At 49.8% G+C, this 24,796-nt stretch carries 26 protein-coding genes; 13 read left to right on the top strand and 13 right to left on the bottom strand.

Annotated features, from left to right (window positions below):
• Positions 1-295: 295 nt before the first annotated feature.
• Complete coding sequence (locus MRY86_RS15875; protein WP_293566401.1) at positions 296-835, top strand: hypothetical protein; 540 nt, start codon at positions 296-298, stop codon at positions 833-835.
• A gap of 162 nt (positions 836-997) precedes the next feature.
• The gene (locus MRY86_RS15880; RefSeq protein WP_293566400.1) at positions 998-1,501 is read left to right on the top strand and encodes a flavodoxin domain-containing protein; all 504 of its coding nucleotides are present in this window, start codon (positions 998-1,000) and stop codon (positions 1,499-1,501) included.
• Between the two features lies 1 nt (position 1,502).
• Here MRY86_RS15880 and MRY86_RS15885 read toward each other — a convergent pair whose 3' ends face one another.
• From MRY86_RS15885 to MRY86_RS15920, 8 genes are all read right to left on the bottom strand, one after another.
• On the bottom strand, positions 1,503-1,796 hold the full coding sequence (locus MRY86_RS15885; protein ID WP_293566399.1) for a hypothetical protein: 294 nt from the start codon (positions 1,794-1,796) through the stop codon (positions 1,503-1,505).
• A gap of 280 nt (positions 1,797-2,076) precedes the next feature.
• The gene (locus tag MRY86_RS15890; protein ID WP_293566398.1) at positions 2,077-2,922 is read right to left on the bottom strand and encodes a YgcG family protein; all 846 of its coding nucleotides are present in this window, start codon (positions 2,920-2,922) and stop codon (positions 2,077-2,079) included.
• A 10-nt stretch (positions 2,923-2,932) separates the two neighbouring features.
• Entirely contained in the window at positions 2,933-3,361 is a 429-nt protein-coding gene (locus MRY86_RS15895; RefSeq protein WP_293566397.1) for a TPM domain-containing protein, read from the bottom strand.
• A 191-nt stretch (positions 3,362-3,552) separates the two neighbouring features.
• Positions 3,553-4,140 (bottom strand): LemA family protein, encoded by a 588-nt coding sequence (locus MRY86_RS15900; protein ID WP_039723333.1) that lies wholly within the window; start codon positions 4,138-4,140, stop codon positions 3,553-3,555.
• A gap of 102 nt (positions 4,141-4,242) precedes the next feature.
• The gene (meaB, locus tag MRY86_RS15905) at positions 4,243-5,319 is read right to left on the bottom strand and encodes a methylmalonyl Co-A mutase-associated GTPase MeaB (RefSeq protein ID WP_293566396.1); all 1,077 of its coding nucleotides are present in this window, start codon (positions 5,317-5,319) and stop codon (positions 4,243-4,245) included.
• 65 nt (positions 5,320-5,384) lie between these two features.
• Positions 5,385-6,164, bottom strand: a complete 780-nt coding sequence (locus MRY86_RS15910; RefSeq protein ID WP_293566395.1) for an N-acetyltransferase — start codon at positions 6,162-6,164, stop codon at positions 5,385-5,387.
• A gap of 568 nt (positions 6,165-6,732) precedes the next feature.
• On the bottom strand, positions 6,733-7,032 hold the full coding sequence (locus tag MRY86_RS15915; RefSeq protein WP_293566394.1) for an antibiotic biosynthesis monooxygenase family protein: 300 nt from the start codon (positions 7,030-7,032) through the stop codon (positions 6,733-6,735).
• Positions 7,029-7,802 carry an SAM-dependent chlorinase/fluorinase gene (locus MRY86_RS15920; protein ID WP_293566393.1) on the bottom strand — a complete coding sequence of 258 codons (774 nt, stop codon included), beginning with the start codon at positions 7,800-7,802 and terminating at the stop codon, positions 7,029-7,031. Before MRY86_RS15920 ends, MRY86_RS15915 begins: the two co-directional genes overlap by 4 nt.
• Before the next feature lie 243 nt (positions 7,803-8,045).
• Between MRY86_RS15920 and MRY86_RS15925 the strand changes: the two genes are divergently transcribed.
• The 3 genes from MRY86_RS15925 (at position 8,046) to MRY86_RS15935 (ending at position 10,589) form a co-directional block, all read left to right on the top strand.
• Positions 8,046-9,092, top strand: a complete 1,047-nt coding sequence (locus tag MRY86_RS15925; protein WP_293566392.1) for a PhoH family protein — start codon at positions 8,046-8,048, stop codon at positions 9,090-9,092.
• A 12-nt stretch (positions 9,093-9,104) separates the two neighbouring features.
• Positions 9,105-9,281 carry a hypothetical protein gene (locus MRY86_RS15930; RefSeq protein WP_282778067.1) on the top strand — a complete coding sequence of 59 codons (177 nt, stop codon included), beginning with the start codon at positions 9,105-9,107 and terminating at the stop codon, positions 9,279-9,281.
• Positions 9,282-9,347: 66 nt separating this feature from the next.
• Entirely contained in the window at positions 9,348-10,589 is a 1,242-nt protein-coding gene (locus MRY86_RS15935; RefSeq protein ID WP_293571643.1) for a 3-phosphoshikimate 1-carboxyvinyltransferase, read from the top strand.
• Between the two features lie 36 nt (positions 10,590-10,625).
• On the opposite strand, the gene MRY86_RS15940 is transcribed toward MRY86_RS15935, so the two are convergent.
• Both MRY86_RS15940 and MRY86_RS15945 read right to left on the bottom strand, forming a co-directional pair.
• On the bottom strand, positions 10,626-11,831 hold the full coding sequence (locus MRY86_RS15940) for an OmpA family protein (RefSeq protein WP_293566053.1): 1,206 nt from the start codon (positions 11,829-11,831) through the stop codon (positions 10,626-10,628).
• 249 nt (positions 11,832-12,080) lie between these two features.
• Entirely contained in the window at positions 12,081-13,304 is a 1,224-nt protein-coding gene (locus tag MRY86_RS15945) for an acyl-CoA dehydrogenase family protein (protein WP_293566055.1), read from the bottom strand.
• A 157-nt stretch (positions 13,305-13,461) separates the two neighbouring features.
• Between MRY86_RS15945 and MRY86_RS15950 the strand changes: the two genes are divergently transcribed.
• On the top strand, positions 13,462-13,899 hold the full coding sequence (locus MRY86_RS15950; RefSeq protein WP_293566057.1) for a dihydroneopterin aldolase: 438 nt from the start codon (positions 13,462-13,464) through the stop codon (positions 13,897-13,899).
• A gap of 69 nt (positions 13,900-13,968) precedes the next feature.
• Positions 13,969-14,706, top strand: coding sequence for a DUF4197 domain-containing protein (locus MRY86_RS15955; RefSeq protein WP_293566059.1), 738 nt, complete (start codon positions 13,969-13,971; stop codon positions 14,704-14,706).
• A 133-nt stretch (positions 14,707-14,839) separates the two neighbouring features.
• Here MRY86_RS15955 and MRY86_RS15960 read toward each other — a convergent pair whose 3' ends face one another.
• Both MRY86_RS15960 and MRY86_RS15965 read right to left on the bottom strand, forming a co-directional pair.
• The gene (locus tag MRY86_RS15960) at positions 14,840-15,985 is read right to left on the bottom strand and encodes a hypothetical protein (protein WP_293566061.1); all 1,146 of its coding nucleotides are present in this window, start codon (positions 15,983-15,985) and stop codon (positions 14,840-14,842) included.
• Between the two features lie 59 nt (positions 15,986-16,044).
• Positions 16,045-16,278 (bottom strand): hypothetical protein, encoded by a 234-nt coding sequence (locus tag MRY86_RS15965; protein ID WP_293571645.1) that lies wholly within the window; start codon positions 16,276-16,278, stop codon positions 16,045-16,047.
• A 111-nt stretch (positions 16,279-16,389) separates the two neighbouring features.
• On the opposite strand from MRY86_RS15965, the gene MRY86_RS15970 reads away from it, so the two are divergent.
• Complete coding sequence (locus MRY86_RS15970; RefSeq protein ID WP_293569861.1) at positions 16,390-16,965, top strand: hypothetical protein; 576 nt, start codon at positions 16,390-16,392, stop codon at positions 16,963-16,965.
• Here MRY86_RS15970 and MRY86_RS15975 read toward each other — a convergent pair.
• Positions 16,962-18,497, bottom strand: a complete 1,536-nt coding sequence (locus tag MRY86_RS15975; RefSeq protein WP_293569863.1) for a GH3 auxin-responsive promoter family protein — start codon at positions 18,495-18,497, stop codon at positions 16,962-16,964. The genes MRY86_RS15970 and MRY86_RS15975 overlap by 4 nt on opposite strands.
• Positions 18,498-19,074: 577 nt before the next feature.
• Here MRY86_RS15975 and MRY86_RS15980 point away from each other — a divergent pair.
• From MRY86_RS15980 to MRY86_RS16000, 5 genes are all read left to right on the top strand, one after another.
• Positions 19,075-19,485, top strand: a complete 411-nt coding sequence (locus MRY86_RS15980) for a hypothetical protein (RefSeq protein ID WP_293569865.1) — start codon at positions 19,075-19,077, stop codon at positions 19,483-19,485.
• 358 nt (positions 19,486-19,843) lie between these two features.
• Positions 19,844-22,375 carry a sigma 54-interacting transcriptional regulator gene (locus MRY86_RS15985; protein ID WP_293569867.1) on the top strand — a complete coding sequence of 844 codons (2,532 nt, stop codon included), beginning with the start codon at positions 19,844-19,846 and terminating at the stop codon, positions 22,373-22,375.
• A 76-nt stretch (positions 22,376-22,451) separates the two neighbouring features.
• Positions 22,452-22,940 carry a DNA starvation/stationary phase protection protein gene (locus tag MRY86_RS15990; protein WP_293569869.1) on the top strand — a complete coding sequence of 163 codons (489 nt, stop codon included), beginning with the start codon at positions 22,452-22,454 and terminating at the stop codon, positions 22,938-22,940.
• Between the two features lie 170 nt (positions 22,941-23,110).
• Positions 23,111-23,434, top strand: coding sequence for a hypothetical protein (locus MRY86_RS15995; protein ID WP_293569871.1), 324 nt, complete (start codon positions 23,111-23,113; stop codon positions 23,432-23,434).
• 211 nt (positions 23,435-23,645) lie between these two features.
• On the top strand, positions 23,646-24,776 hold the full coding sequence (locus tag MRY86_RS16000) for an AI-2E family transporter (RefSeq protein WP_293569873.1): 1,131 nt from the start codon (positions 23,646-23,648) through the stop codon (positions 24,774-24,776).
• Positions 24,777-24,796: the final 20 nt, after the last annotated feature.

Here is a 24,796-nt window from a genome sequence, read left to right on the forward strand (position 1 = left end):
CGGCATATACGCCTTGAAGCGGTATGCCCTGGAATAGCATACCACTTCGTAATGCGTATACTTGAACAAAAAATATAACCGCCCTGCTAAAGCCTTGAGCTATAGCAGTACCGTTGGCATTGGCATTAAACAGATATGCCTGGGACAGCCGGTAGCTGAATCCCATGTCTGTGCTATACTCCGCTGGGCGCTTCCGGCAGCGCAACTGGCTACAGCGCCGGGACACGGGGTGCCCGAAGGGCGGGGGTGGATCCAAGTCAATTCCTATTTTTTAACACATAAAAACCTTTCACCTATGAAAAACAAATTCCTGCTCCTCACCTTGCTGCTTGCTCTGCCCGTGCTGTGGGGCGGGTGCGACAAGCTTTTTACCACACCTGATGCAGCTTCTATTGCGCAACCAGATGAACTTCCACCAATTACTACCACTGGCGAGGGTGTTTTCGCCTGCAAAATCAATGGCGTAAACTGGCAGCGCTGTGGGGGCGGTTTTTTTGAGCCCAGCAGCCTTAAAGGTGAATGGCACTCAGTCCTTAAGATTTTTTATTTGATTGCTATGAGGTCCTGTGGAGACTTTGATGACTCCATGAGTATCCATGCTACCATTGATTCAGTAGGAGTTTATCCACTAGAACGTGCGACTTACGGTAACTTTGATATAGAATGCCAGGATGTTGCAGACCCCTACATCTTGCTGGATGGGGCTGACAATCGGATAGAAATACTCAATTTGGACACTGTTAAGACCATTGTGTCCGGGACTTTTCAGTGCACGCTGGTGCATGAAAAGTGCGGGGATACTCTGTTTATCACCGATGGAAGGTTTGACTTTTAATCTGCCTGGAAATAAGTTGCCTTGCCAGCATAGCATATAGATTGACAACTTTTCTTGAATTCTTCAGAGGGCGGCGATTTTCTTAGTGCCATCACTCTGACATAAATCATTGCGCATTTTCCTCCACTGGATTACCTTAAACCTTCACGAAACCGAATCACAATGAAAGCCTTAGTCTGGTACGATTCTTTCTTTGGTAATACCCAGCAAATTGCAGAAGCGGTAGCAGAAGCCATCCGCCCCTATGTGCGAGTGGTAGAGCTGCAGCGTATTCAAAATGCTTCGCCTGAGGATTTGGAGCAGGCTGATATACTGATTGTCGGGTCGCCTACCCGGGGATTCCAGCCTTCTGAGGACACTAAAGCCCTCCTGCGTCAACTGCCGCGCCATGCGCTAAGAGGGGTGTGGGTAGCCGCCTTTGACACCCGGATTGCCCTGCATACCATCGAAAATGGCTTCTTCCGGTGGATTGTCAAAACCGGGGGCTATGCCGCAAGCACCATTCATAAAAGCCTGCTGCGCCATGAGGGACAAGCGGTTATCGCGCCGGATGGCTTTTGCGTGACAGATAAGGAAGGACCATTGATGGAAGGCGAGCTGCAGCGTGCCCGGGCCTGGGGCAACACCATCGGGCAGATCGTGGGAGAAGAAATGGTGGTGGTGTAAATTATTTCTTCTGCATGCGGAACTCAACCGGCCCCCCATCCAGCGTGAAGTTTTGGCTCAGGGTCAGGTAGCCTTCTTTTTGGCCACTAATGGAATAGTTTAGTCGCTGCATGTCCAATGGGATCGTTACTTCAAATTTCCCAAATTCGTCGGTAGTGTCCCTTTGGTTCAGAATAAGCAGGCTGACGCCGGGTAATGGCTCTGTCCCATCCTCATTCAGGATTTGCCCGGATACCTTTTCCAGGCTTCCATCCGGTAGCACTTTAAGGGGAGTGCTCTTCCCGTTGAGGGTCAATGAATTTTCCTGAAGCTTCTAGTAATTTGCATTCAGCCGTATCCGGACGGTGTTGCCTCGCAGGGATTTGAAATCTGCCAGTCCATCTGCATCAATCCGGACGCTTTCTCACTTATTATCAACGAGTAATGGTACGAAGACCCATCTTTCAGTTCTGGGTTAAAGTCCAGCTCCGGATACCCTGGACGTCAGGATAATGGTACATTCAAAAGGGGCACAAACATAGGGAAGGCGGTATTTATAGCAAGATAGCGAAGAATTCCAAATGGTCTGCCTTGCTTTACCATTCCCCACCTGCACCACCGCCACCGGTGAGGCCGCCTCCAAAGCCACCGAAGTCGCCCCAGTCTCCACCGCCGCCGCCGGACCAGCCACCTCCACCACCTCCAGACCAGCCACCGCCGCCGCCAATCCAAGGGAAGGGGAAGATCATCCAGCCACCACCGCGCCGGCCTCGTCGCCTGCGGTCCATATCGTAGCGCCCGCCGCGGTAATAGCCGCCATCGTCATCATCGTCTCCACCACCGCCCATACGGCTGAGCACTACGATGAGAATAATTACAAAGAGGATGACCAGAATGGCCGGAATACCACCTTTGGCCTCTTGTTTGCCATCAGCCTGCTGTGGGGTATCATTGGTGTATTCGCCCTGCGCCAGTTCCATAATGGCACTTGTCGCCCGGTCGAGCCCGCGGTAGTAGCGGCCCTCCCGGAAATTGGGCGTGATGATTTCGTCAATAATCCGTTTGGCAAGAGCATCCGGCAGAAAGCCTTCAGCGCCGTAGCCCGTCATGATGCGAACCTTGCGGTCATCACGGGCTACGTAAATCAGTGCGCCATTGCTCTGCTCCCGGCTGCCGCCAATGCCCCAGGCCTCGTAGTATTCGAGTGCCCGGTTGAACGGGTCACCGCCCTCAAGCGAAGGTTCCGTTACGATAACGATCTGCGTGGAAGTCTGCCGGGCATACGCTGCCAGCTTTCGGGTCAGCTGTTCATTCTCCTGCCGGGACAACAACCCCGCATAATCATTGACTACCTCATTGGTGGGCGCAGGTACCGGCTGCTGAGCGCCAAGCGGTAGGGCAATTAGTGTGAAAAGGGCAAAAATCCAGGTCTGTAATCTCAATGTCTTAGTTTTAACTATAGGAAATATCATCGGGCAGCTCGTTTTCATCATCGGACTGATAGGGGAAGAAGTCCTTCAATTTAGCGCCGACCTGCTGTACAGCCGCACAAACCCCATCAGCGTAATTGCCGCATTTAAAGTGGGCGAGCATAATGTCCCGTTCTTCCGACCAGAAATCCTTTGGCACTTTCTCATTAATGCCCTTATCGCCGAGGATCGCAAGCTTGCGCTGTTCTGGTGCGATGAAGATGAGTACGCCATTGCGGGCCTCTGTTTTATGCATTTCCAGTTTCAGGAAAGTCTTTTGGGCCGCCTGAAGTACATCGCCTTTCAGGTTATCCTCCAGGTGCACCCTGATCTCGCCTGAGGTGTTAAGCTCGGCTTCCTGAATGGCATCAATAATACGGTCTTCTTCTTCGGGTTGGAAAAAGCGGATCATACAATTAGGCTTTGCCGGGCAGCTCGATTGAGTCGTTTGACGGAAATAAGCTAGGCCGTTTTCTTTTTAGGCTTTTGCGGTATTCCTACAGCAACTTCCAAGTTTTCAGCTGCTTACGAAATACCGCAAAACCTTAAACGGATTAGCTTATTTTGTTACCGTCTCTTTGAACCGCCCGGTTTAAAGAAATGCTAGAATTCTACTTTTGGCGCATTTTGCGCGCTGGCCTCAGCCTCAAACTGAGCTCTCTGATCGAAGCCAAACAGGCCAGCAAAGAGGCTGCCCGGGAAGCGGCGTACCTTCTTATTGTATTCCGTCACCACATCATTGAAGCGGTCGCGCTCCACCTTAATGCGGTTTTCGGTGCCCTCCAGCTGCGCCTGCAGCTCGCGGAAGTTTTGGTTGGCCTGTAGTTGGGGATAACGCTCGGACACGACAAGCAGACGCCCCAGTGACTGTGACAGTGCGCCCTGCGCCTGCTGGAACTCTTGCAGTTTCTCCGCGCTGAGGTTGGAAGGGTCGATATTGACACTCGTTGCCCGGGAGCGTGCCTGCGTCACTTCGGTCAGGGTACTTTTCTCAAACTCCGCCACTCCTTTTACGGTGTTGACAAGGTTTGGGATCAGGTCGGCGCGGCGCTGATAGGCACTCTGTACTTTTGACCAGGCATTTTCCACATCCTCATCCATTTCGACGAAACCGTTGTAGCTGTTACAACCACTTACAAAAAGTACCAGCCCCAGGCCGATCAGGATAATTGGAAGAAGTAATGATCTCATTGGTGTTTTGAATTTTAGAGTCTAAAGTTGATTGAAAAGCAGTTGGGATTCCATTCGGTTCGCCAGGACTGCCAAATTGTTAGACGAACGCAGGCCGGGAAGTCATTTTTGTTCCCGGAAAGCCTGAAGCAGGGCCTCGGCGGCATGAAAGGAGGACTGCTGCCCGTTCATCACCTGCCGTTCCACCTCTTCAAGCTGACTGCGTACGGTTTCATGATTGAAAAACAACTGTCTCAGCTCCCGGTTTATGGTTTCGTGCAGCCAGTAGCGGGACTGGGCGCGACGATTGTGCTCAAAGTAGCCATTGGTGCGGGTTTGTTCCTGATAAGCCTGAATGTCTTTCCAGACCTCCGGGATGCCCATTCCGGTGGTGGCGGAACAGATTTCCACCCGGGTCACCCATTCACTTTCCTTGGGTGGGAATAAGTGCATGGCATTGCGATACTCCTGTTTGGCTTGTTTGGCAAGCGGCAGGCGTTCCCCATCTGCCTTGTTGACCACGGCGAGATCCGCCATTTCCACAATGCCCCGCTTGATGCCCTGTAGTTCATCACCCGCACCGGGCAATAGGAGCAACAGAAAGAAATCCGTCATGGAATGCACCGCTGTTTCTGACTGCCCCACGCCCACGGTTTCAATCAGGATCGTATCGTAGCCTGCCGCTTCACACAATATGATTGCCTCCCGTGTCTTCCGGGCCACCCCGCCCAGCGATTCTCCTGCAGGTGAGGGGCGAATAAAGGCATTCTCCTGATGTGCCAGCTGCTCCATACGGGTTTTGTCTCCCAGGATACTGCCCTGTGTCACCTGGCTTGTAGGGTCTACAGCGAGCACAGCGAGTTTTCGACCCTCTTTCAGCACATGCAGCCCAAAAGCTTCAATAAAGGTACTTTTGCCCACGCCCGGCGTCCCCGTAATGCCAATCCGGACAGACTGTCCGCTCATCGGCAGGCAGGCTTCAATGATCTGCTGTGACAATGCCTGATGCTCCCGCCGGGTGCTCTCTACAAGTGTGATGGCTTTAGCCAGTGTTACCCGGTCTCCCTTTTGGATGCCGGAGGTATAATCCTCCAGCCTCCACGGCTTTTTCCGGATACGCCTGAGATTAGGGTTGAGGCTGCCGGGGGAGACAACGCCTTTTTGGGTATGCCGGCCAGTGGGACTTTGATCATCAGGCATATTGGGTTCGGATATTTGGTACAGCAGCTAACTTAAGGAATCCATTCGGTAATTAATAGCCTGGCCTATTGCCGCTCTTTCCACTTGTCCATCACCTTATCAAAGCGGCTGTCCATACAAGCGCTAAGGTCAGTCGTTACAAACTGCCCATCCAGAAAAAGGCTGAAAATGCTTGCAGGGCTGGGAGCGGATTGAGCTTGCTCCAGGGTTTCCAGCTTAATAAGTTTTAGTGGCAGCCCCCGCTTTTCTGCCGTTTCCGAAAGGGATTGTTCTGCATGAAAAGGCGCAAATGGGCAACGGTTGGAATAATAGGCGGTCAAGCCTATAGGATTCGGGCACGTACCCGACCGTACGGAATCTTTAAAACCCGGGTTTTGCTCATCGGGGGTTAACTTTTTAACCAGCAGGCTAAACCCGCTGCTGATGCGGTCTGCTTCTTCAAAGCCCTGCCGCAGCAGCCATTTGGTATCCGACATGAAATGAAACTTCCGGGTGCCCACTACAGTGACCAGCCCCTTTTTGCCCTGTGCCTGAGCATCCTCCCATGCAGATTGCAGCAGAAGCTTGCCATAGCCTTGTTTCTTGTATTTTCCTGAGACCCAAAAGCAGTTGATGTTTAAATATCCTGGTGCAGAAATAGGTAGCCATGCGGTCTCAGCAGGCCCATACTCTATGAATACCTTCGCCCGGGCATCAAGCCTGCGAAAGACATAGCCACCTTCCAGCTCCCTTCGCAGCCAGGCTTTTTTTTCATTGTATCCTTCGATGCACTTTTTGTCGGATATCGCACAGCAAATATGCTCCTCTGCCAGATTTTCAGGTGTGAGATTTATAAGTTCAGCCATGTTGGAATCTATCTGGTTAAATCAAAAACAAAATAGATACCTCCAACTCTGCCTGTCAATGTGAATAGTCACCCTTTGGAATATTTTTGAAAACAAGGCAAAACATACAAACAGCTACAGAAATAACCGGAAAGAGCGCCAAACAGCCTCCCCAACATTTCCCTTACACCTGTTAAAGTTCTTAATGACTTGATATTAAGAAATTAACAATTCTTATATCGTTCTGGATATCAGTACGTTGAGGCGTGTCCTTTATTTAACGCTTACAGTAAGAGCCCGGCATTTCCGTTAAACTCTCCTAAGAAGCAGTGACAGCAGTTTCTGGCTATTGACCTGCCCGTTTATTCTATGCTTCTTTGTGATGTACCGATTGAAAACAATCCACACACCTAAAAACCCTGAACCCTGTTTTGTAAAGCTGTGAAATTAATTGAAGCCCCAATTGACAAGAAGGGGAGCCTTTCCGGTTCCCCTTTTTACTACCCAGAAGACGCCGCCCCTGCAGCAACTATCGCATTTATTCCTTAACAGGTGAATTGCCGGTAGCGCTCAACCCGCTGTGGGGGCTTTATTGCTCCACCTGTGAAGCCACTTCCACACTCCATGCTTCAGGCTTGCCGCCAAATAGGACTTTGGTTTTTGCCCAGGTCCGCTTGAATAATTCTGAATGCCGGTATTGGTCCAACGCTGCCTCATTCTCCCAGTAACTGTAGGTGAAGAAAACTTCCGGCTGATTCCTGTCGCGCCAAAGCTCCAGGTGATGGCAGCCGGGGAAGCCCCGGATCAGCACTTTGCTGGATTCAAAAATACCTTGAAAATCTGCCGTTTTTTCAGGCTGGAAAGTCAGTTTGACGATTCGTTTGATCATGAGCGGAATTCGATTTGAACGGTATCTTCTACATTAATCCCTAACAGGCTGCTGGCTTTACCCATATTGATGGCAATTTCCAGTAAATCGGAGGAGTTGAACAGGCAAAGCGGCTCACCAATCTCCACTTCGTGGTATTGCCGGCATAGGGTTCGGATAGGGTCGTTACGTTTGAAATAGAGAGCAAAGGACCGGTCAGCACCCACCTGTTCAAACAAGGAGCGATTGATATTGGTGATCGCATTATCAAAGCTGTCCACGAATATTACGGACCCCCTGATTTGGGAAGGCCCTATGACCGGCTGCAGGGTGATGCGCTGCATAACTTCGGTCGTGGCTGTTCCAAGCTCAATAAGCGGCCGCCCCTGCGCTAAGTGCCCGACGGCCCGGGCATAGATGCGTTCCAGTGACATGAGCTCTTCCGGCGCGTACTCCAACAGATGGTATTGGTTGGGTGCATCCTCCGGAAAAATGAGCGAGAACAGGCCGTTGTCTGGTGCAACAAAGTAGTGCCCGCGATGAGCAGCAGCCAAAAACCGGGGCTTGTCTGAGGGATAATCGTTCACACTGATCAGGTGAAGCGTGCCTTTAGGGAAGCTGCGCCAGGCATTCCGGAACAGAAAAGCGGCCTGCACAATATCGTAATTGCTCACCTGATGCGTGAGGTCAATCAGCTGTGCGGAGGGAGCAGCAGTCAACAGCGCGCCTTTCAACTTGGGGAGGTCAAAGCCTTTGTCGCCGAAATCAGTGGTAAGCGTTACAATTGCCATAGGCTATAGATGGAAGTGAATCGCTAAAATTAAAGGTAATGCGCTACTTATCCGAATTTTCCGGTCACACTCCTAAATTATTCAGGCTGGGGCAAAATTAACGTAATCTTGAAGCAAGAGGCGGCCCAGGGTTGAACTTTTATGAATATATTAGAGTTCTGAAAGCATTAATTCGAACTTGGCTAGGTTGCCTCCTTATAGAGCGTAACGGGCAAGTTCTTCACCAAAAGGGATACCATTATATTGAGTGAGATCATTTTAACTGTGGAAAGTGTCGACCTCGTCGAGCTGTACGGTGAAAACAACAAAAAGCTGAATCTGCTTCGGGAAGCCTTCCCTTCTGTCACCATTACCTCCCGCGGCAGTAGCGTCAAGATGGCAGGCGACAAGAAAGATACGCAGAAAGCCAAGTCGAAATTTGAAATGATGGTCCGCCTGTTGCGAGAGCACAAAGAGCTGCCTATGCAAATGGTGCAGGACCTGATCAACGGCAACAACCCATTTGAAGCACGGATCAGCAAGGAGAGCACATCGAATAAAACGATCCTTCATGGCCGTAACGGGCGGCAGATCAAAGCCAAGACGCACAACCAAAAGCGGCTCATTGAGGCGAGCGAAACGAATGATGTGGTTTTTGCTGTCGGTCCTGCCGGTACGGGCAAAACCTACACCGCAGTAGCTCTGGCTGTAAAGGCACTTAAAAACCGAATGGTCAAGAAGATCATCCTGACCAGACCGGCCGTCGAAGCTGGGGAAAGCCTGGGCTTCCTTCCCGGCGATCTCAAGGAGAAGGTGGACCCTTATCTCCGGCCCCTTTACGATGCCCTGGACGATATGCTGCCCGCCGAAAAGCTGCAGCAGTTCATGGCCAACCGGATTATTGAAATCGCGCCCCTGGCATTTATGCGTGGGCGTACGCTGGACAATGCCTTCATTATCCTGGATGAAGCGCAGAACTGTTCGACTGCTCAGCTCAAAATGTTCCTGACCCGTCTGGGCCCTTCGGCGAAGTGTATTATCACTGGAGACCTTTCTCAGGTAGATTTGCCCTTTCATCAGAAATCGGGCCTGCGCCGCTCCATTGATCTGCTGGCAGGGCTAACCGGAATTGCCGCGATCAAATTGGATGCGGACGATGTGGTCCGCCACCGCCTGGTCAAGGAAATCATCCTGGCCTACGAACGGTCCGACGAAGAAATGCGCAAACGCCGCGAACAGCGTGAGAGCGACAAAAAGAAAGAAGCGGAAAAAGAATCGGCCCAATCAAAGGCGGCTGCTCAAGAAGAATAACTGCATACAACAATGAATTACCGAGTTCGCATCAATAAAAAGAAAGAGGCTGCATTCCATAAAATGCTCAGTGCACTGGAAGCCCTGGGGGTAATCCTGGAGTACGAGCGCCTGGATAAAGATGCCGATGAAGACAGGAAAGATAAAGCTGAGGAAGTCGCAGATCAGTACCGCGATTTGGTAGATTAGCGCTTCTAAATTCTGAGGTTTTCAGGTTTTTTCTCATTTTGTCGCCCTTTAGAGTTTATCCTGACTATGACACTTATTTTAAGCAGGCCTGAGGGCACATTATCCGGGGAAATCACCCTGGCCGGTTCTAAAAGCATTAGCAACCGTGCACTGATTATCAGAGCGCTGAGTGGCGCCGATTTTCCAATTCACAAATTGGCGAATGCCAAGGATACCGTACTGTTGGAGGCTTTATTGCAAACCACCGATGATACCCGTGATGCCGGTGCCGCCGGAACGACTTTCCGGTTCCTTACAGCTTATTTGTCTATGCAGCCCGGTGAGCAGGTGCTTACCGGTACTGAACGGATGAAACAACGGCCTATCGGAGTTTTGGTGGATGCGCTGCGGAAGCTCGGCGCCAAAATTGACTACCTTGAGCAACAAGGTTACCCACCCCTGAGGATAGGCGCTCCCGACGGGTTCGGCAAAACGAACACCCTGTCAATCGCCGCGAATACCAGCAGTCAGTACATTTCTGCTTTGCTCATGCTGGCACCAACCCTTCCGGAAGGGCTCCGGCTGCAACTCGAGGGTGAGATCGTCTCCCGCCCCTATATCGAAATGACCCTTTCCTTAATGAGCTACTTTGGCGTAAGCCATCAGTGGGAGGAGCAAACCATCATCGTGCCGCCTCAGTCCTATGTGGGCAAGCCATTCACCGTGGAAGCAGACTGGTCGGCTGCCTCTTATTACTACGCTATGGCTGCTATTGCGCCGGAAGCTGATCTCCGTCTCAATGGTCTGTTCCGGGAAAGTGTGCAGGGCGATGCCGTCCTTTCCGAAATGATGACCGAATTTGGGGTAGAAACCCACTTTGATGAGACCGGTGTCCAGCTGAAAAAGTCGGTAGATGCGGAGGTGCCGGACGAATTCACCTGGGATTTCCTGAAATGCCCCGACCTGGCACAAACGCTTGCCGTATGCTGTGCTGCAGTGGGTACAAGTGGTACGTTCTGTGGCTTAGAGACCCTTCGCATTAAAGAAACCGACCGCATTCTGGCCCTTCAGCAGGAACTGCAAAAGGTCAACGCCAACCTAATCGAGCTGCCACCTACCGGAGAGCGCACCTACTTTCAGACACAGGGCAAAACGCTTTTCGCCTCCACTCCGACCTTTGCTACCTATGAAGACCATCGGATGGCGATGGCTTTTGCGCCTTTGGCCATGCAGCATCCCATTGAAATTGAAGAACCGGAGGTAGTCGTCAAGTCTTACCCGGACTTTTGGAAAGATCTGCAGAAGATAGGTTTTGAAGTAGCCAAATGAAAAAAGGCCGGTTGAGTTACTCAACCGGCCTTTTTGTTAGCCATCAGAGGCAATATCCAGGATTTTAATCTCCACCCTTTGGTTCTGTTTTCGCCCGTAGGCGGTCTTATTAGAGGCGATCGGCTTGGTCTTCCCATAGCCTTTGTACTCGAGACGGTCGCGGTTGATGCCTCTGTTGATGAGGTATTCGGCAACTGATTTAGCCCGGGCAGTGGACAATTTAAAACAGTAATCATCTGGTGGAAGATCATTCGTATGCCCACCAATTTCGATGGCTACATCCTTATTAGTTTTGAGGAATTCAAATACTTCATTCAGTACTTCTCTGGAGTCACGGGTAATGCTGGAGCTGTCAGCGGGGAAGTACAGCTTGTCTAGCGTAATGATTTTCCCTTTCTCCATTTCGGAGCGCTTCACCCCCGCAATAGTGGGCTCTGGTTTGGGGGGCTTCACTTCCTGTGGTTGTGGTTTGGGATCTGGCTTATTAGCAGGCTCCGGGTCTGCTTCGGGAGTATTCGCCGGTATATTACTGGCTATTGGCTCCGTGGTTAAGACTTCCTCAGAGGGCTGCTCCACTTCCGGTAAGGCCTGAGGGGCCTCCGGGATATCTTCCGAACAAGGTATAGGAGTAATCGCAGAGGCGTTGTCTACCAAGACATTCCCGTTGTAGGGGAAAAGGGTAGGGGTTTCATAGAAGGCCTCTATCAGAATGTGCGAGTAAGCCTGTTTAGGCTCGAACTTGAAGTTGTACTGCATCCACTGAGAGGCTTTGACCAGACCGGTTTCATCCAGCAGGACAGACCGGTCGCAATTGCTGCTGAACCCACCGTAAATCCGGAGCTTAACCGGCTGATTAAAGTTGGTGCGTTGCTCGGTCGTGCGGCTGATACTAACGTAGTAAGGCGAGCGGGCCAGGTGGAGGCTGAATTCGTAACAGATGCCCGGCTTCATGGGGCTGCTCAGCTTCTGGGTTACCGCTTCGTAAGTTTCATTATCGCGTACCACCATGCCCAGATAGGTCGACCCGTCCGTTGCCGGGTACGTCACGGCAAAATCACCGCTGGGCTGAGTATCAGGAGCGGACTCCCCTGGGAAACCACAATCCTGCCATCCGGTTGGTGGATGACTGTGCCGGGGAAAGTCTTCAAAGGAAGGGTTGTTGAGATAAATAGCTCCCTGGCTCGTTCCTAAAACGACCGAACTGAGCAGCAGGGCGAAGGACAGAAAATGTTGTTTCCTCATGTGATGAATTTTGTCTTAAGCTGTCGGGCAGATTCCTAAACGTTGCGTGTTGATCTGGTAATGGAGTAAAAATAAGGGAATCTGTCAATTGTTGCACTTAAATCCGAAATATGGCAACATATGCTCCGCGAATAACGAATGAAAACAGATTTTTAGCATAAATGTGCCCGAAAATCGCTTGCTGAGGCGGTCACTGCGAAGGGAGGAAGCCGGCAGCAATGCCAATGGCGCTGCTGCCGGCCGTTCATTTTAGCTAAAGGCATTCAGGCCGGTAACATCATGGCCGGTGATGAGCAGGTGAATGTCATGGGTGCCTTCGTAGGTCAGCACTGTCTCCAGGTTCATCATGTGGCGCATGACCGGGTACTCGTTGGTGATACCCATGCCACCGTGGATTTGTCGGGCCTCCCGTGCCACTTCCAGCGCCATATGTACGTTGTTGCGCTTGGCCATCGAAATCTGCGCCGGGGTCACTTTGCCCTCATTGGCAAGGGTGCCTAAACGCCAGGCCAGCAACTGCGCTTTGGTGATTTCGGTAATCATTTCCGCCAGTTTCTTTTGCGTCAGCTGGAAGCCGCCAATTGGCCGGCCAAATTGTTCCCGCTCCAGGGAGTAGCGCAACGCAGAATCATAACAGTCCATCGCCGCTCCGATAGCGCCCCAGGCAATACCAAAGCGAGCCTTAGACAGGCAGGACAGCGGGCCGCGCAGGCCTTTAATATCCGGGAAAACATTAGCCTTGGGCACCCGTACGTCTTCAAACACCAGCTCACCGGTGATGGAAGCCCGCAGGGACCATTTGCCATGGATTTCAGGCGCAGAGAAACCCGGCATGTCTTTCTCAACGACCATGCCGCGGATTTTGCCTTCTTCATCTTTTGCCCACACCACTGCGATATCAGCCACCGGAGAGTTGGTAATCCACATTTTGGCTCCATTCAGGATGTAGGCATCGCCATCATCCTTGATATTGGTCACCATCCCGCCCGGGTTAGAGCCATGGTCGGGCTCTGTCAGGCCGAAGCAGCCGATAAATTCACCATTGCCCAATTTAGGGAGGTACTTGCGCTTTTGCTCCTCAGAGGCATACTTCCAAATCGGGTACATCACGAGCGAACCCTGTACAGATGCCATAGAACGAATACCAGAGTCGCCCCGCTCCAGCTCCTGCATGATCAGGCCGTAGGCGATTTCATCCATTCCGCCACCGCCGTACTCTGCCGGGATATTGGGCCCGAAAGCACCGATTTCTGCCAGGCCTTTGTAGAGGTATTGGGGGCATTCTGCCCGTTCTGCGTACTCCTCGATGATGGGGCTGACTTCCTGTTTTACCCAGGTGCGCACCGCATCGCGCGCCAGGAGGTGGTCATCCTTTAGCAAATCATCCAGCATGTAGTAATCATGGCCCTGGAAGCGGTCTTCCCGGGCTTTTTTTTCTATAGTGCCGTTAGGGGCATGTCCATTGCTATGCATAAAAAGTTCTTTTATTTGGCTAAGTAGCCTCAAAGGTAATCATTTAGGGGTTTCTGCACCACCATCGTACCTAGTTGCTACGTTTTTTTGACAACTGAGGTTCGCCCAATTGTAATTTGAGGGCGCAGGTGCCTATTTTTGACAAAAATGCATCACCATGGCTACTATTGCACTCGAAGGCGTACGATTTTTTGCCCGGCACGGATACTACGAAGAGGAACAGGTGCTAGGCAATACCTTTGTGCTCGACGTGATTGTCAATGCTGATATCGAACTGGCTGCCGCGACCGACGAGCTATATGAGGAAATGGAGGAAGACGAAATAGAGGAGGATGAACCGGCTGCTACTACTGTTAATTACGAATTGCTTTACTTCATTTGCCAGCTGGAGATGAAAACGCCCGCCAAACTCCTGGAGACGGTAGTTGATCGCATTGTCGATCGCATTGTAGCTTTTGATAATGTAACCGGGTATCTTGTCCGGCTCCGGAAATTAAACCCTCCGCTCGGTGGACGGGTGGATGGAGCCTGGGTGATGGTTAATGGTGGCAATATGGACCTTTCGTACCTGCAACTGGTAAAAAAACTAAAATGACCAAACTTAACAGCAGGGTGATGCCGTTACTTTTTGGACAACCCTTTCGTCACAAGTCAAAAAATAACAATGAACCGGAATACTATTGTGCGACAATTAACTGTAATGCTCCTCGGGGCCTCTCTTTTCATCGGTTGTACCAGCCAGCAAATTCAATCTACGCTGGAAACCATTGCAAATGCCGGTGAAGCTGGCCTGACCAATGAAGAAATCGGCAAAGGCCTAAAGCAAGCCCTTGAATTCGGTATTTCCGAAGGTGCGCAGCGCCTGTCTCAGGAAAACGGCTACTACAAGAGTCCCTACAAAATACTGTTGCCGGAAGAAGCCCGAAAAGTAGCGGACCGCCTTCAGAATGTGCCCGGCTTTAATCAGGTGGAAGAAATCATTCTTGAAAAAATCAACCGCGGCGCTGAAGATGCCGCTGCCAAAGCCAAGCCTATCTTTGTGGATGCCATCCGCAGCATGACTTTCCGCGATGCGCTTGACATTCTTACCGGTAATGATGACGCGGCCACTGCTTACCTCAACCGGGTGACTTACACCAAGCTGTATGACGAGTTCAACCCTGTGATCGTGAACTCCCTGGACAAGTTTAATGCCCGTCAATATTGGGGAGACGCTGTGAATGCCTACAATAAAATCCCATTTGTAGACAAAGCAGACCCTGATTTGGATGACTACGTGACGCGTCAGGCCCTGTCGGGATTGTTTGATATGGTGGAGAAAAAGGAGCGGGAAATACGCAATAATGTGAGTGCCCGTACCACCGATTTGCTAAAGCGGGTCTTCGCGCGGCAGGATGGATAGGAATAAAAAAAGCCCGCCAATCTTGGCGGGCTCCACTGGCATAAAAGCCAGCTCTGGATTCGAGATTAGGACAAATTAATGTCCCGAAACTAATGGCAAGCCCATCCGTACGGATGGGCTGTACAAACCAAAACTATTCAAATCTGTATATCGCGTTGGCGCTTGCTGTAGGGACAGGCATCTCTTCGGCATCGAGCCAGTAGACTCGCCCGCCATTGAGATGTGTCTGAACAGCTGCCAAATCAAGCAAATCACGATATTCATCACGCTTACCTAGCGTAAGCTCGTTTTTGTCATAATCAAATTGCCCCATCAAGTGCTCCCCTTTCTTAATGAACAGCGTATCCACCTTTTCATAGGCTGCGGCAGGCACGATTTGCTGAGGCGCTGCTGATGCCCGGTCTTTTGCCATCGCCGCCTGAAATCGGTTCAGGTCTTCCGCCTGCTGCGATTCAAAGTGCCGGCTGATGATGTTCCAGGCTTTTTCGTGCAGCATGGCCGGATTCAGCTGTTCCGGATTGCCGCTAATGTTTTCTGTAAATAAGTTGCCATACTCGTTAACTGACTGATAAATTGGCAGCAGGAAGTCTACACAGGCAACAACCATAGGTGGCTTTTCGTCATAGAGCATTTCCATAAGCCCTTTATTGACCTCGCGAAAGTAGGCTTCAATATCCTTTTTCTTGTCATCCTGCCCGATACCTTGTCCATGGTAGATGGCATTTTCACCACCGTCACGTCCACTGCTGTGATGCTGCAGCGCATCGTGTGAATCGGACAGTACAAAAGCATCTTTCATACCACCGGTAGGTACCAAATCATCAATCTTTACCGGGGTAATGCTATACTGGTCGCCTTCGAAGAAACGTACTTCATTCTGACTAAGCGCGAGCAGAAAAAACCGGCTGCTTCCACCCAGTACCGGCAGCATAGGGCTTAGGTGAAAGGTTTCTCCGACAAATACATAAGTATCGAACGTAACAGGCAGGATTTCGTAGTGGAAGAAATTATCTGGCCCAATAAAAACAGCTAAGCCATCAGAAAGATAGGACCAGAAACGTTCTTGTTCCAGCAATTCCCGGGCTGGCCGGAGTAAATGATCGGCATCCTTTTCGCTAATGCCTCTTTGCGTTAACTGACCCTGTGCAGCTTTCAAGGCATTTTTGTACCGTATTTGATCTTCCTGGCTATGGTTGGCACGATAGGTGGGAATGTATATGGAAAGCAAATTTGAGCCTTTCATCTTCGCCAGCGTATTAAATTGCTTTTCGTCAATCATATTATAGATTTGGTTTGGTTTAATTTTTCAAACTGAGGGCTAGTCTCTTTTGACTTTAATCAGGTATACTTCTCTTGCTTTTTGCGCATTCGGAGCACGATCAGCACGATCAGCAGCAGCACGAGAGCTATCCATACTGAAGGCGTTTCATACCAGGCCGGATCATCCGGTGTCGCGAATCTTTGATCGCTGTAAGGGCTATCACTGGAAGCAGGTGCCTGCGCTACCAGGCTGTTCGTAAAGACCAAAGCCGAGAAGAATGCATAAAGCAGCTTATTCAAAAGGTTTGTCATAAGTTATTTGTAATGAGTTGTTTATAGATAGAACGAGGCGGGTGGTAGCATGTTCGAAGCTGAACACTTGGTAGTTCCTGGCGTTCTGAAAAAAAGAAAATACAGCAGAATATGCCAGTTCAGTTCGAAGGATTACAGTCTGATCACATCAAAGCCTGCTTTCTGAAAGCGTTTCAGGCATTCCCTGAACTGCACCGCCAAAAAATCGTCGTCAGGCAACGCAAAATGGCTAAAACAACTATGAATGCCCAGCCCATACTCAACTGGGCATTTTTCTCCCCTTCCAGACGGTCCTATCTCATCAACGTTACCGACAACATGCATGTGGAAGACCGAATTGCTATCCACGAACTACCCGAAAAAGTGCTGGTCGGTTGGTTTGCCCATGAGCTAGGGCATATCTGTGATTACCTCCACAGAGGCCTGTTGAGAATGGTGCAATTTGGCCTGGGGTACCTCCTGCTGACCAATTACAGGGCTGGCGCAGAGCGTATTGCTGACATTTTTGCCGTGGAGCACGGTTTTGCAGAATCGATCATCGCGACCAAAAAGTACATTTTAGACCACTCAGGCTTATCTCCTTCCTACAAACGCCGCATCGAGTTGTACTACCTGTCGCCTGACGAGGTCGCGATGATCGCTCAGGGGTCACCTGCCAATGCATTGACTATTGATCAGTTGCTTTAGATGGTCACGGCCTTACGGCTAAAGTCCAGCAGGTCCTGCATTTGTTCAGTTTTTAGCACGCGGGGCATTTTCATCTGTCCTCCTTTTTTCTTTCGTTGTTCCAGCCAATCGTATATGGCAGACTCAGCTAAAGCGGTAAGCTTTACTGACTTGAGCCCTTTACTGCGGGCTACTGCGTAATTTTTATTCCTGGACTTCAATGCTTCGTCGAGGCACACCGCAGCCTCCACCTCATCAACGTCCTCAGAAGCAGCAATAACCCACTGATGAATAAAATCGCCCTCTTCATTCTTCATGGCCGCCACAGCAAACTCATTAACCGGCATGCCCAGACCTTCGCTCAGCTCCTGAATAGCGGCATTCATCTTTTCTTCTGACAGTTGCGAACCTACCACATTGAGAAAGTATTTGGTCCGCCCGGAAATTTTGATTTCCAACTGATCCAGGTCTGTAAACTTAATGGTGTCACCAATCATGTAGCGGTATGCGCCGGCAGGGGTGGAAACCAAAAGTGCATAGTCTACGCCTTCCTCAACATCCTGCAGGGTGAAAACTTCAGGGTTGTCGAGCAGGTGGCCCATTTCATCAAAGCCGCGTTCATCAAAGGGGATAAATTCGTAAAAGATGCCATGGCTTACAGCAAGCCGCATATTCATAGTGCCGGGGCGGGCATTGTAGGCGAAGAAACCCTCTGATGCCAGATAGGTATCAAGGTAGACCAACGGCCGTGCCAGCAGTTTTTCCAGACTTTTACGGTAAGGCTCGAATGCCACCCCGCCCGTAGCGTAAAGAGAAAGGCTTGGCCAAATTTCATGGATATTATCCAGTTTGTGGTAATTGACAATCTCCTGCAGCATCAGTTGTATCCATGAGGGGATGCCAGCGAGTGCTCCAATGTCCCAGTCCGGAGCTGCTTCCGCGATGGCCCTCACCCGGTCATCCCAGCTGTCGATTTGAGCAATTTCAATCCCCGGACGGTAGAAGCCACTAAACCACCCAGGTATGTTGTTGGTGTTGATGCCGCTAATCTCTCCTTCCAGATGCCCGTTGGGGTGCTGCTGCAGCTGTGCAGAACTACTGAGCATTAGGATTTCTTTTTCAAATAGCTCGGGAGGCAGGTCAAATTGTGCCAGATGTTCCGCTTGTGCAATGCCCACCGACCTGATGGAGTCCAGCATGGCTTCTGTAACAGGAATGCGTTTGCTTTCCTTGCCAGTGGTTCCGGAACTGAGCGCAAAATATTCAGGCTTGCCTGGCCAAGTGATATCTGGTCGTTGCTGTTGCTTTGCCCACCAGGCGTTGTGCATCCGGTCATAGTCGAAAATTGGAACTTCCTGTTGATAAGCAGCTATCAGATCGTCAGCTTTACTAAGGGCTGAGAAGCCGTAGTAGATGCCAAAAGCAGTGGCGTTGGCGGTTTGTAGCAGCTTGAGAAGTTGCTCCTCCTGCTGTGTCACGGGGTTTTCCTTATCGGTGCTAAAATTGTGCTTTAAAGTAATTGCAGATTTGACAATGCTGCCTAGGATGGCCATTTACGTTTGGTTTGGTTCACTCGGGAAACGGCTTCCGTATAGCAGGTGTTCGCTCCTGTCCGTCCCTTGGAGCGATATACTGACGATTAAGTGGTTTGCCACAGCAAACCTACTCAATGCTTGCCCGTGTCCCGTCGCCTTTGGGCTTTGACTACCTTAAAGGCAGGAGGGTCAGCATTTACGCTGGGAAGTGGCTTGCGCTTGCCCTGACAAGCTACGCTTCGTCAGTGGCCGATGTCGCAAATCCAAGATCCCAGACGATGAATGTCTGGATCAGTGACCCAGACGATGAATGTCTGGACTGTAAGCCCGACATTTATCGTTCCCCGTGCTGGCCGTCAGCGCCAGTAGGTGACCACTTCGTGTTGCGTATAACAGAAGCAAAGTTTAAACAACCTTTCTTAAACCGATGTTAAGAAGCTGTCAAGAGATGACTTCTCCGGCTAATTTATCTTATTTTTGGTCGTAAATACCGTTGCTGTAGATTAAATCCTGCATTGCAGGTGTTTCATCCATGCATCCAACCATCGTCATCCTGTCAAAACCATAGTAAAAGCGTTAAAAAGTTACCGGCTTGATGAAACAGTACTTTCTCGACCGTCAGTTAAAAAGAATAGAGCGGGAAGCCAATGATGAGTTCCTGCAAATATTGTCTTTTGGGGCACAGTGTTATTCTACGCCCGAATTGCAGGACTTGCTTAGGCAGTTAGACATGAAAGTACAGTTGCATGCCTACTACAGGCGTATCGTATTCATCATCGGAGCTTCCACCACGCTTTGGATTGCCTTCTGTTTCTTATTTCAGAGCCTCGACTATTCTATTGGCGTGTATGCAACACTTGCTATGGTGCCTCTTTCGATTATTGGCTTTACGGCGGGCAACATATTCCTGAACAAAAAATACCGGGCAGTCCGGGATGCCAGCCTGGTGGAAAAAATCATCGTAGAAGAACTCGACCGCCGCCGAAAGGATGCTTCAATTTATTAGCATTTACCTCAAACTCAGTCGTGTGTAAGGTCTCCGTACGACTATAATGCGAAAATCTGTCGGGTATGCATTCGAGAAGTCATACCTTTTGAAGCCGTACGAAACGTGATTTTCTCAAGAAAACCCTTTATTCTTATTGTTTGAGTCAGGGTTTGTACGATCAACTACGGATCGGGAACATCTATTTCCCCTACCGCAGAAGCCAAGATTGCCAAAAAACCTGATTTACTGAAAAGTACCAACAGTGCCGTTCCTGCATCGCTTGAGGCAAGGGTTTACTTCCTATATTGCCTGAGTGGATCAAGGATGGCCTGTTCGTCATAAACACTCATACTGGAAACAGACAAACCTGACAATGATGAGCCGTTCGCTCTCCATGCCGGGGGGTTCCGAAATTAGAGCCTCGAACAATTTGGTCAATTACCAGAAAGTCTTAGAATCCTTTGGCTTTGGGACGCTAATCGTGTGCAAAGACGGCAGCATCCATCTAGCCTCTAACCGTGTGGCGCAGGAGCTGGGTTATGAAGCCCAACTGCTGTCCAATAAACGGATTTTTGAGATCAACCCTCACTTGAGCCTCATTCAGTGGCGGAAGAAATGGAAACAATTAGTGGAAGCTCGTCACCTGGAAATGGAGACAGAGTTCATGAATGCATCCGAGATGCTGTTCCCAGTCCAATTACGGCTGTCCCTCATTGAGCACGATGGGGAGCCCTATTGCCTGGTAAGTGTCAAAAACCTCCTCCATGCCAACCGTTACAAAAAACTGCTGCGCCTCACCACGGAGGTTAGTCAGGTAGGGGGCTGGGAATGGGACCTTGTGACCAACCGCATCATGCTGACCGAAGGCGTCTATGCCCTGTTGCGCATTCCCAACCAACATTTGGACAAGGAGCAGTGGACCGCGCTTCTGGAAGACCGGCTGCCGCCAGAAGACCACAAAGCCTTCGACCTGAATATCCGGAGCGCTATTGAGTCAGGCGAGCCTTGCCGTTTTGACCTGCAGGTACAACAGCCTGAAGGCCACTACAGCAAAATGTCGGTGACCATTGTTCCGGAGAAGTCTGAATTCCAAACCATCAAACTATACGGGGCCCTACAGGACATTACCGAGTTGAAATCCGGACAGGAAGGCCTGGAGCTCACCCAGTACACGCTGGACCACGCCCGGGAAATGATATTCTGGGAAACCGCCGATGGCTCATTTCTCTATGGTAACCTTGCGACGCGAGAAAAGCTGGGCTACACCAACGCTGAGCTCAAAGCGATGAAGGTGGACAAACTGGTGCACAACTTCTCCGCTGAAAACAGGGCCGAATCATGGGCTGCACTGCGGGAACACCGGGTGCTGGATTGGGAAGGGGAGCTGAAAGCAAAAGACGGGACGGTCATTCCGGTGTACTGTTCCATGAACCTCATCCGGTACAAAGACAAAGAGATCAACTGCGTCTTTGCCAAGGACTGGCGCCGCAAAAAAGCCCGGGATGAACGCCTTCGCCTTTCCCAGTTTACGCTGGATGAAGCGGTGGATATGATCTTCTGGGTGGACGACACCGGCGCTTTCAAATTCGTTAACCAAACCGCCTACAAAAACCTCGGCTACGAAGCCTTCGAGCTATGGGATGAGCTTTTCCATAAGGATGCAGCACTGGCTTTCCAGGATTTATGGAAGGCATTAGATGCCCAACGGGTGATTTACAAGGAAACAGAGGTGCGCAAGGCAAATGGGCAATGGTTGCCCGTTGAGGTATATATCAATTTCATCAGCTTTGAAGGCAAGGATTATGCCTGTGCTTTTTTAAGGGACATTTCTGCCAGAAAGGCAAAAAACGAAGAACTGGCTGCTGCCCTGGATAAAGTACAGGAGCTTTCCGACCGGCTGCAGACAGAAAATACCCTGCTCAAGGAAGAAATTAAGGTCAATTACAACTTCGAAAACATCATAAGCGAGAGCAAAGCTTACAAAACGGTTTTGCATCAGGTAGAGCAGGTAGCTGCTACGGAGGCTACCGTTTTGATCATTGGGGAGACAGGGACCGGCAAAGAATTGCTCGCCCGGTCTATTCACGCTCTAAGCAAGCGTAAGGATGAGCCGATGATCAAGGTCAATTGTGCAGCCCTGCCGGCGAATTTAATTGAAAGTGAGCTGTTTGGCCACGAGAAAGGTGCATTTACCAATGCTTATCAGCGCAAAAAAGGGCGTTTTGAACTGGCAGATGGCGGGACCATTTTCCTGGATGAGGTCGGTGAGCTTCCATTAGAGCTTCAGTCGAAGTTCCTCCGCGTACTACAGGAGGGCGAGTTCGAGCGGGTAGGGGGCACCGCCACCCTGAGCGCGGATGTCCGCGTAGTAGCCGCTACCAATCGAAACCTGGTGGACCTCGTTAATGAAGGCGCCTTCCGGGAAGACCTTTACTACCGGCTCAATGTGTTTCCGATTCAGAACCTGCCCTTACGGGAAAGGAGAGCGGATATTCCGTTGCTGGTCCGGCATTTTGTCAAAAAGTTTGCAGCCAAGCAAGGAAAAGAAATAGAGCACATCAGCCAAGCCGACCTGGACGAGTTGATGCGCTACGAATTTCCTGGGAACATTAGGGAGCTGGAGAATATGATTGAACGGGCTGTGATTATTTCCAAAGGCAAATCGCTTTCGCTTTCGGATGCCTATCACAAGTCTTCGAATCAGACTATAGGCAGAAAGAGTTATTCCCAGGTCTTTAAGCCATTCGAAGAAATGCAAAGGGACTACATTATTGAAGCCTTGCGCCGTTCCAACTGGCGTATCAGCGGGCCCAAAGGCGCCGCTACACTTCTGGAGTTGAACTCCCGGACCTTGGCCTCTAAAATGCGTAAGCTTGGGATCAACCGCAAGGACTTTATCGATAAATAATCAGATACAGGTTGTTTCGAACATGGACGGGGTGAAGTCGTTCTATAATTGAAAATAAAACTCGAAACAACTGAATATGAATTATTTAGGATTAGATCGTAAAGAAGTAGCAAAAACAGTAGACCGCTTAAATGACCTGCTGTCCAATTACCACATCTACTATCAAAACCTGCGGAATTTCCACTGGAATGTGGATGGCGAAAACTTTTTTGATTTACACGAAAAGTTCGAAGAGTTATATGACGATGCCCGGGAAAAGATTGATGAGATTGCGGAGCGCGTATTAACCCTGCGCTTGCGCCCCGTCAGTAAGTTGTCCTCTTATCTTGACCGCGCCGCCGTGAAGGAATCAGATATCCTGGAAGATGAGTTTGAAATGGTGGAAACCATTCTGGAGAACCACCGGATTATCATCGACAACATGCGTGAAATTATCCGCAGTGCTGATAAGGTGGAAGATGAAGGTACAATAGACATGATTGGTGGTTTCCTCGCAGATCTCGAGAAGTCCAGTTGGATGCTCGATGCCTGGAAAGCTAAGAAAGAAGCAAACGTCACTGCCTAAGAATCAACAAATAATGTATGCATTGCCGGAGGTTCTCTCTTCCGGCAATGCTTAACTATAAACACAAACAAAATACATTTTGAATCAGGTTCTGCTTTTATATGGTGAGACAATAGTCGTTTCCATTCATCCCCCATTGGATACCCTGATTAAATAGAAATGCATATGTGATGAAACTCAACCAATACACCTCTGTAGCACATGCTACGCAGGCACTACGCAAGCGAGGCTTCAAAGACGACTTTAAGTTAGAAGAGAAGAAGTGGATGCGCAATCTGAACAATAAGAAAAAGTACAAATCAGGTGATATGTCGATTGTTGAGTATCACCGGTTTGAGGGCATGTCCAACCCAAGCGACTTATCGATTTTATTTGCTGTTGAAACACACAGCGGAGATAAGGGAATAATCGTATCTTCTTATGGCATGTACGCAGACATGGACCTTGTCGAATTTATGGATAAGGTAAGAGTGAAAGAGCGTGCGAGCGCTTAAGAAACGGTCATACTTTAATTGAAGAAATAAGGGCTCCAAGGGATTCATTTCTGGTGGATTGAGCCGAAAGTGTTTGATAGCCTTGTAGGCTGTCGAATAATCCGGTCCAATCACGCTGTTGCTTCCCTTGGAGCCCTTTGCAATTTTGCGGTATTCCGAATACCTTGGGTATAAATTGTCCCTACTCACCTATTATTAACTAAAGACCTGTATGCAAAACGACACGTTAAACCTGCACCGATTATCCTCCCTGCTGATTATCTTATTTCTGGGCGGGTATATCACCATCATTGGTCAGAGTATTTTGTCCCCCATTGCTTTTGCAGCTTTGTTTTCCTTTCTTTTGCTGCCTATCTCAAGGTGGCTGGAGCGGTACATCTCCTACATACCACTAGCTATTTTTTTATCCATGATTATCGCTCTTTTGCCGCTCATAGGGCTGCTTGTGTTGTTTTCTGTGCAGTTTGCTACAGTGATCAACGATATTCCAGCAATTGGGCGGAAGCTGCGCAGTGGTTTGGAGCAGGTCATCGCCTTTGTGGAACAATACGTCAATCTGGATACCTTCAGCATAGAGGAATCGCTCAAGTCTAATTTTAGCCAGCTCATTGAGGCGCCGCTTCAGATTTTAGGGCAAAGCCTGAGCTCCGGCTCTAATATGCTGATTAGTATTTTGCTGACCGTGCTCTTCACTTTTTTCATTATGCTATACCGTACCTCCTTCAAAAACTTTTTCCTGATGCAGTTCAGCCGGTCCAAGCGGGATGAAGCGATGGTGATTATGGAACAGGTAGAGCGCGTTTTGAAGGAATATTTGACCGGGCTGTTAGCGGTGATCTTGATTCTGGGAGTTCTAAATAGTATTGGTTTATGGCTGATTGGCATCAACTATGCAGCTTTCTGGGGCTTTCTGGCGGCTTGCCTGGCGATCATACCCTACATAGGGACAACGCTGGGTGGCACCTTTCCCTTTGTCTATGCGCTAGCTACAACGGGTACGCTTTGGCAACCTGCGGCAGTGGTCCTGCTGTATATGAGCATTCAAACGCTGGAGGGCAATTTCATCACACCCAAAGTAGTAGGTAGCAGCGTAAGCATCAACCCCTTTGCCGCTATCGTATTCCTGTTTGTTGGTGGTATGATTTGGGGCGTATCAGGATTAATTCTGGCACTGCCTTTTGTAGCTGTGCTCAAGGTCGTCATGGAACATATTGCCCCACTACAGCCTGTCAGCGAGTTGCTGAGCAGCGATGTCTACAGCGATGCAGAAAAATTCCTCAATGAATACGACCATGCCCGATACCGTATTTCCAACTACTTCAACCGTAAATACAAGTCCTAAAAAAAGCCCTTCGGAGATAT

Origin of the sequence: Phaeodactylibacter sp. (assembly GCF_022763345.1) — a bacterium.
In the GTDB taxonomy this organism is placed as follows: Bacteria; Bacteroidota; Bacteroidia; order Chitinophagales; family Saprospiraceae; genus Phaeodactylibacter.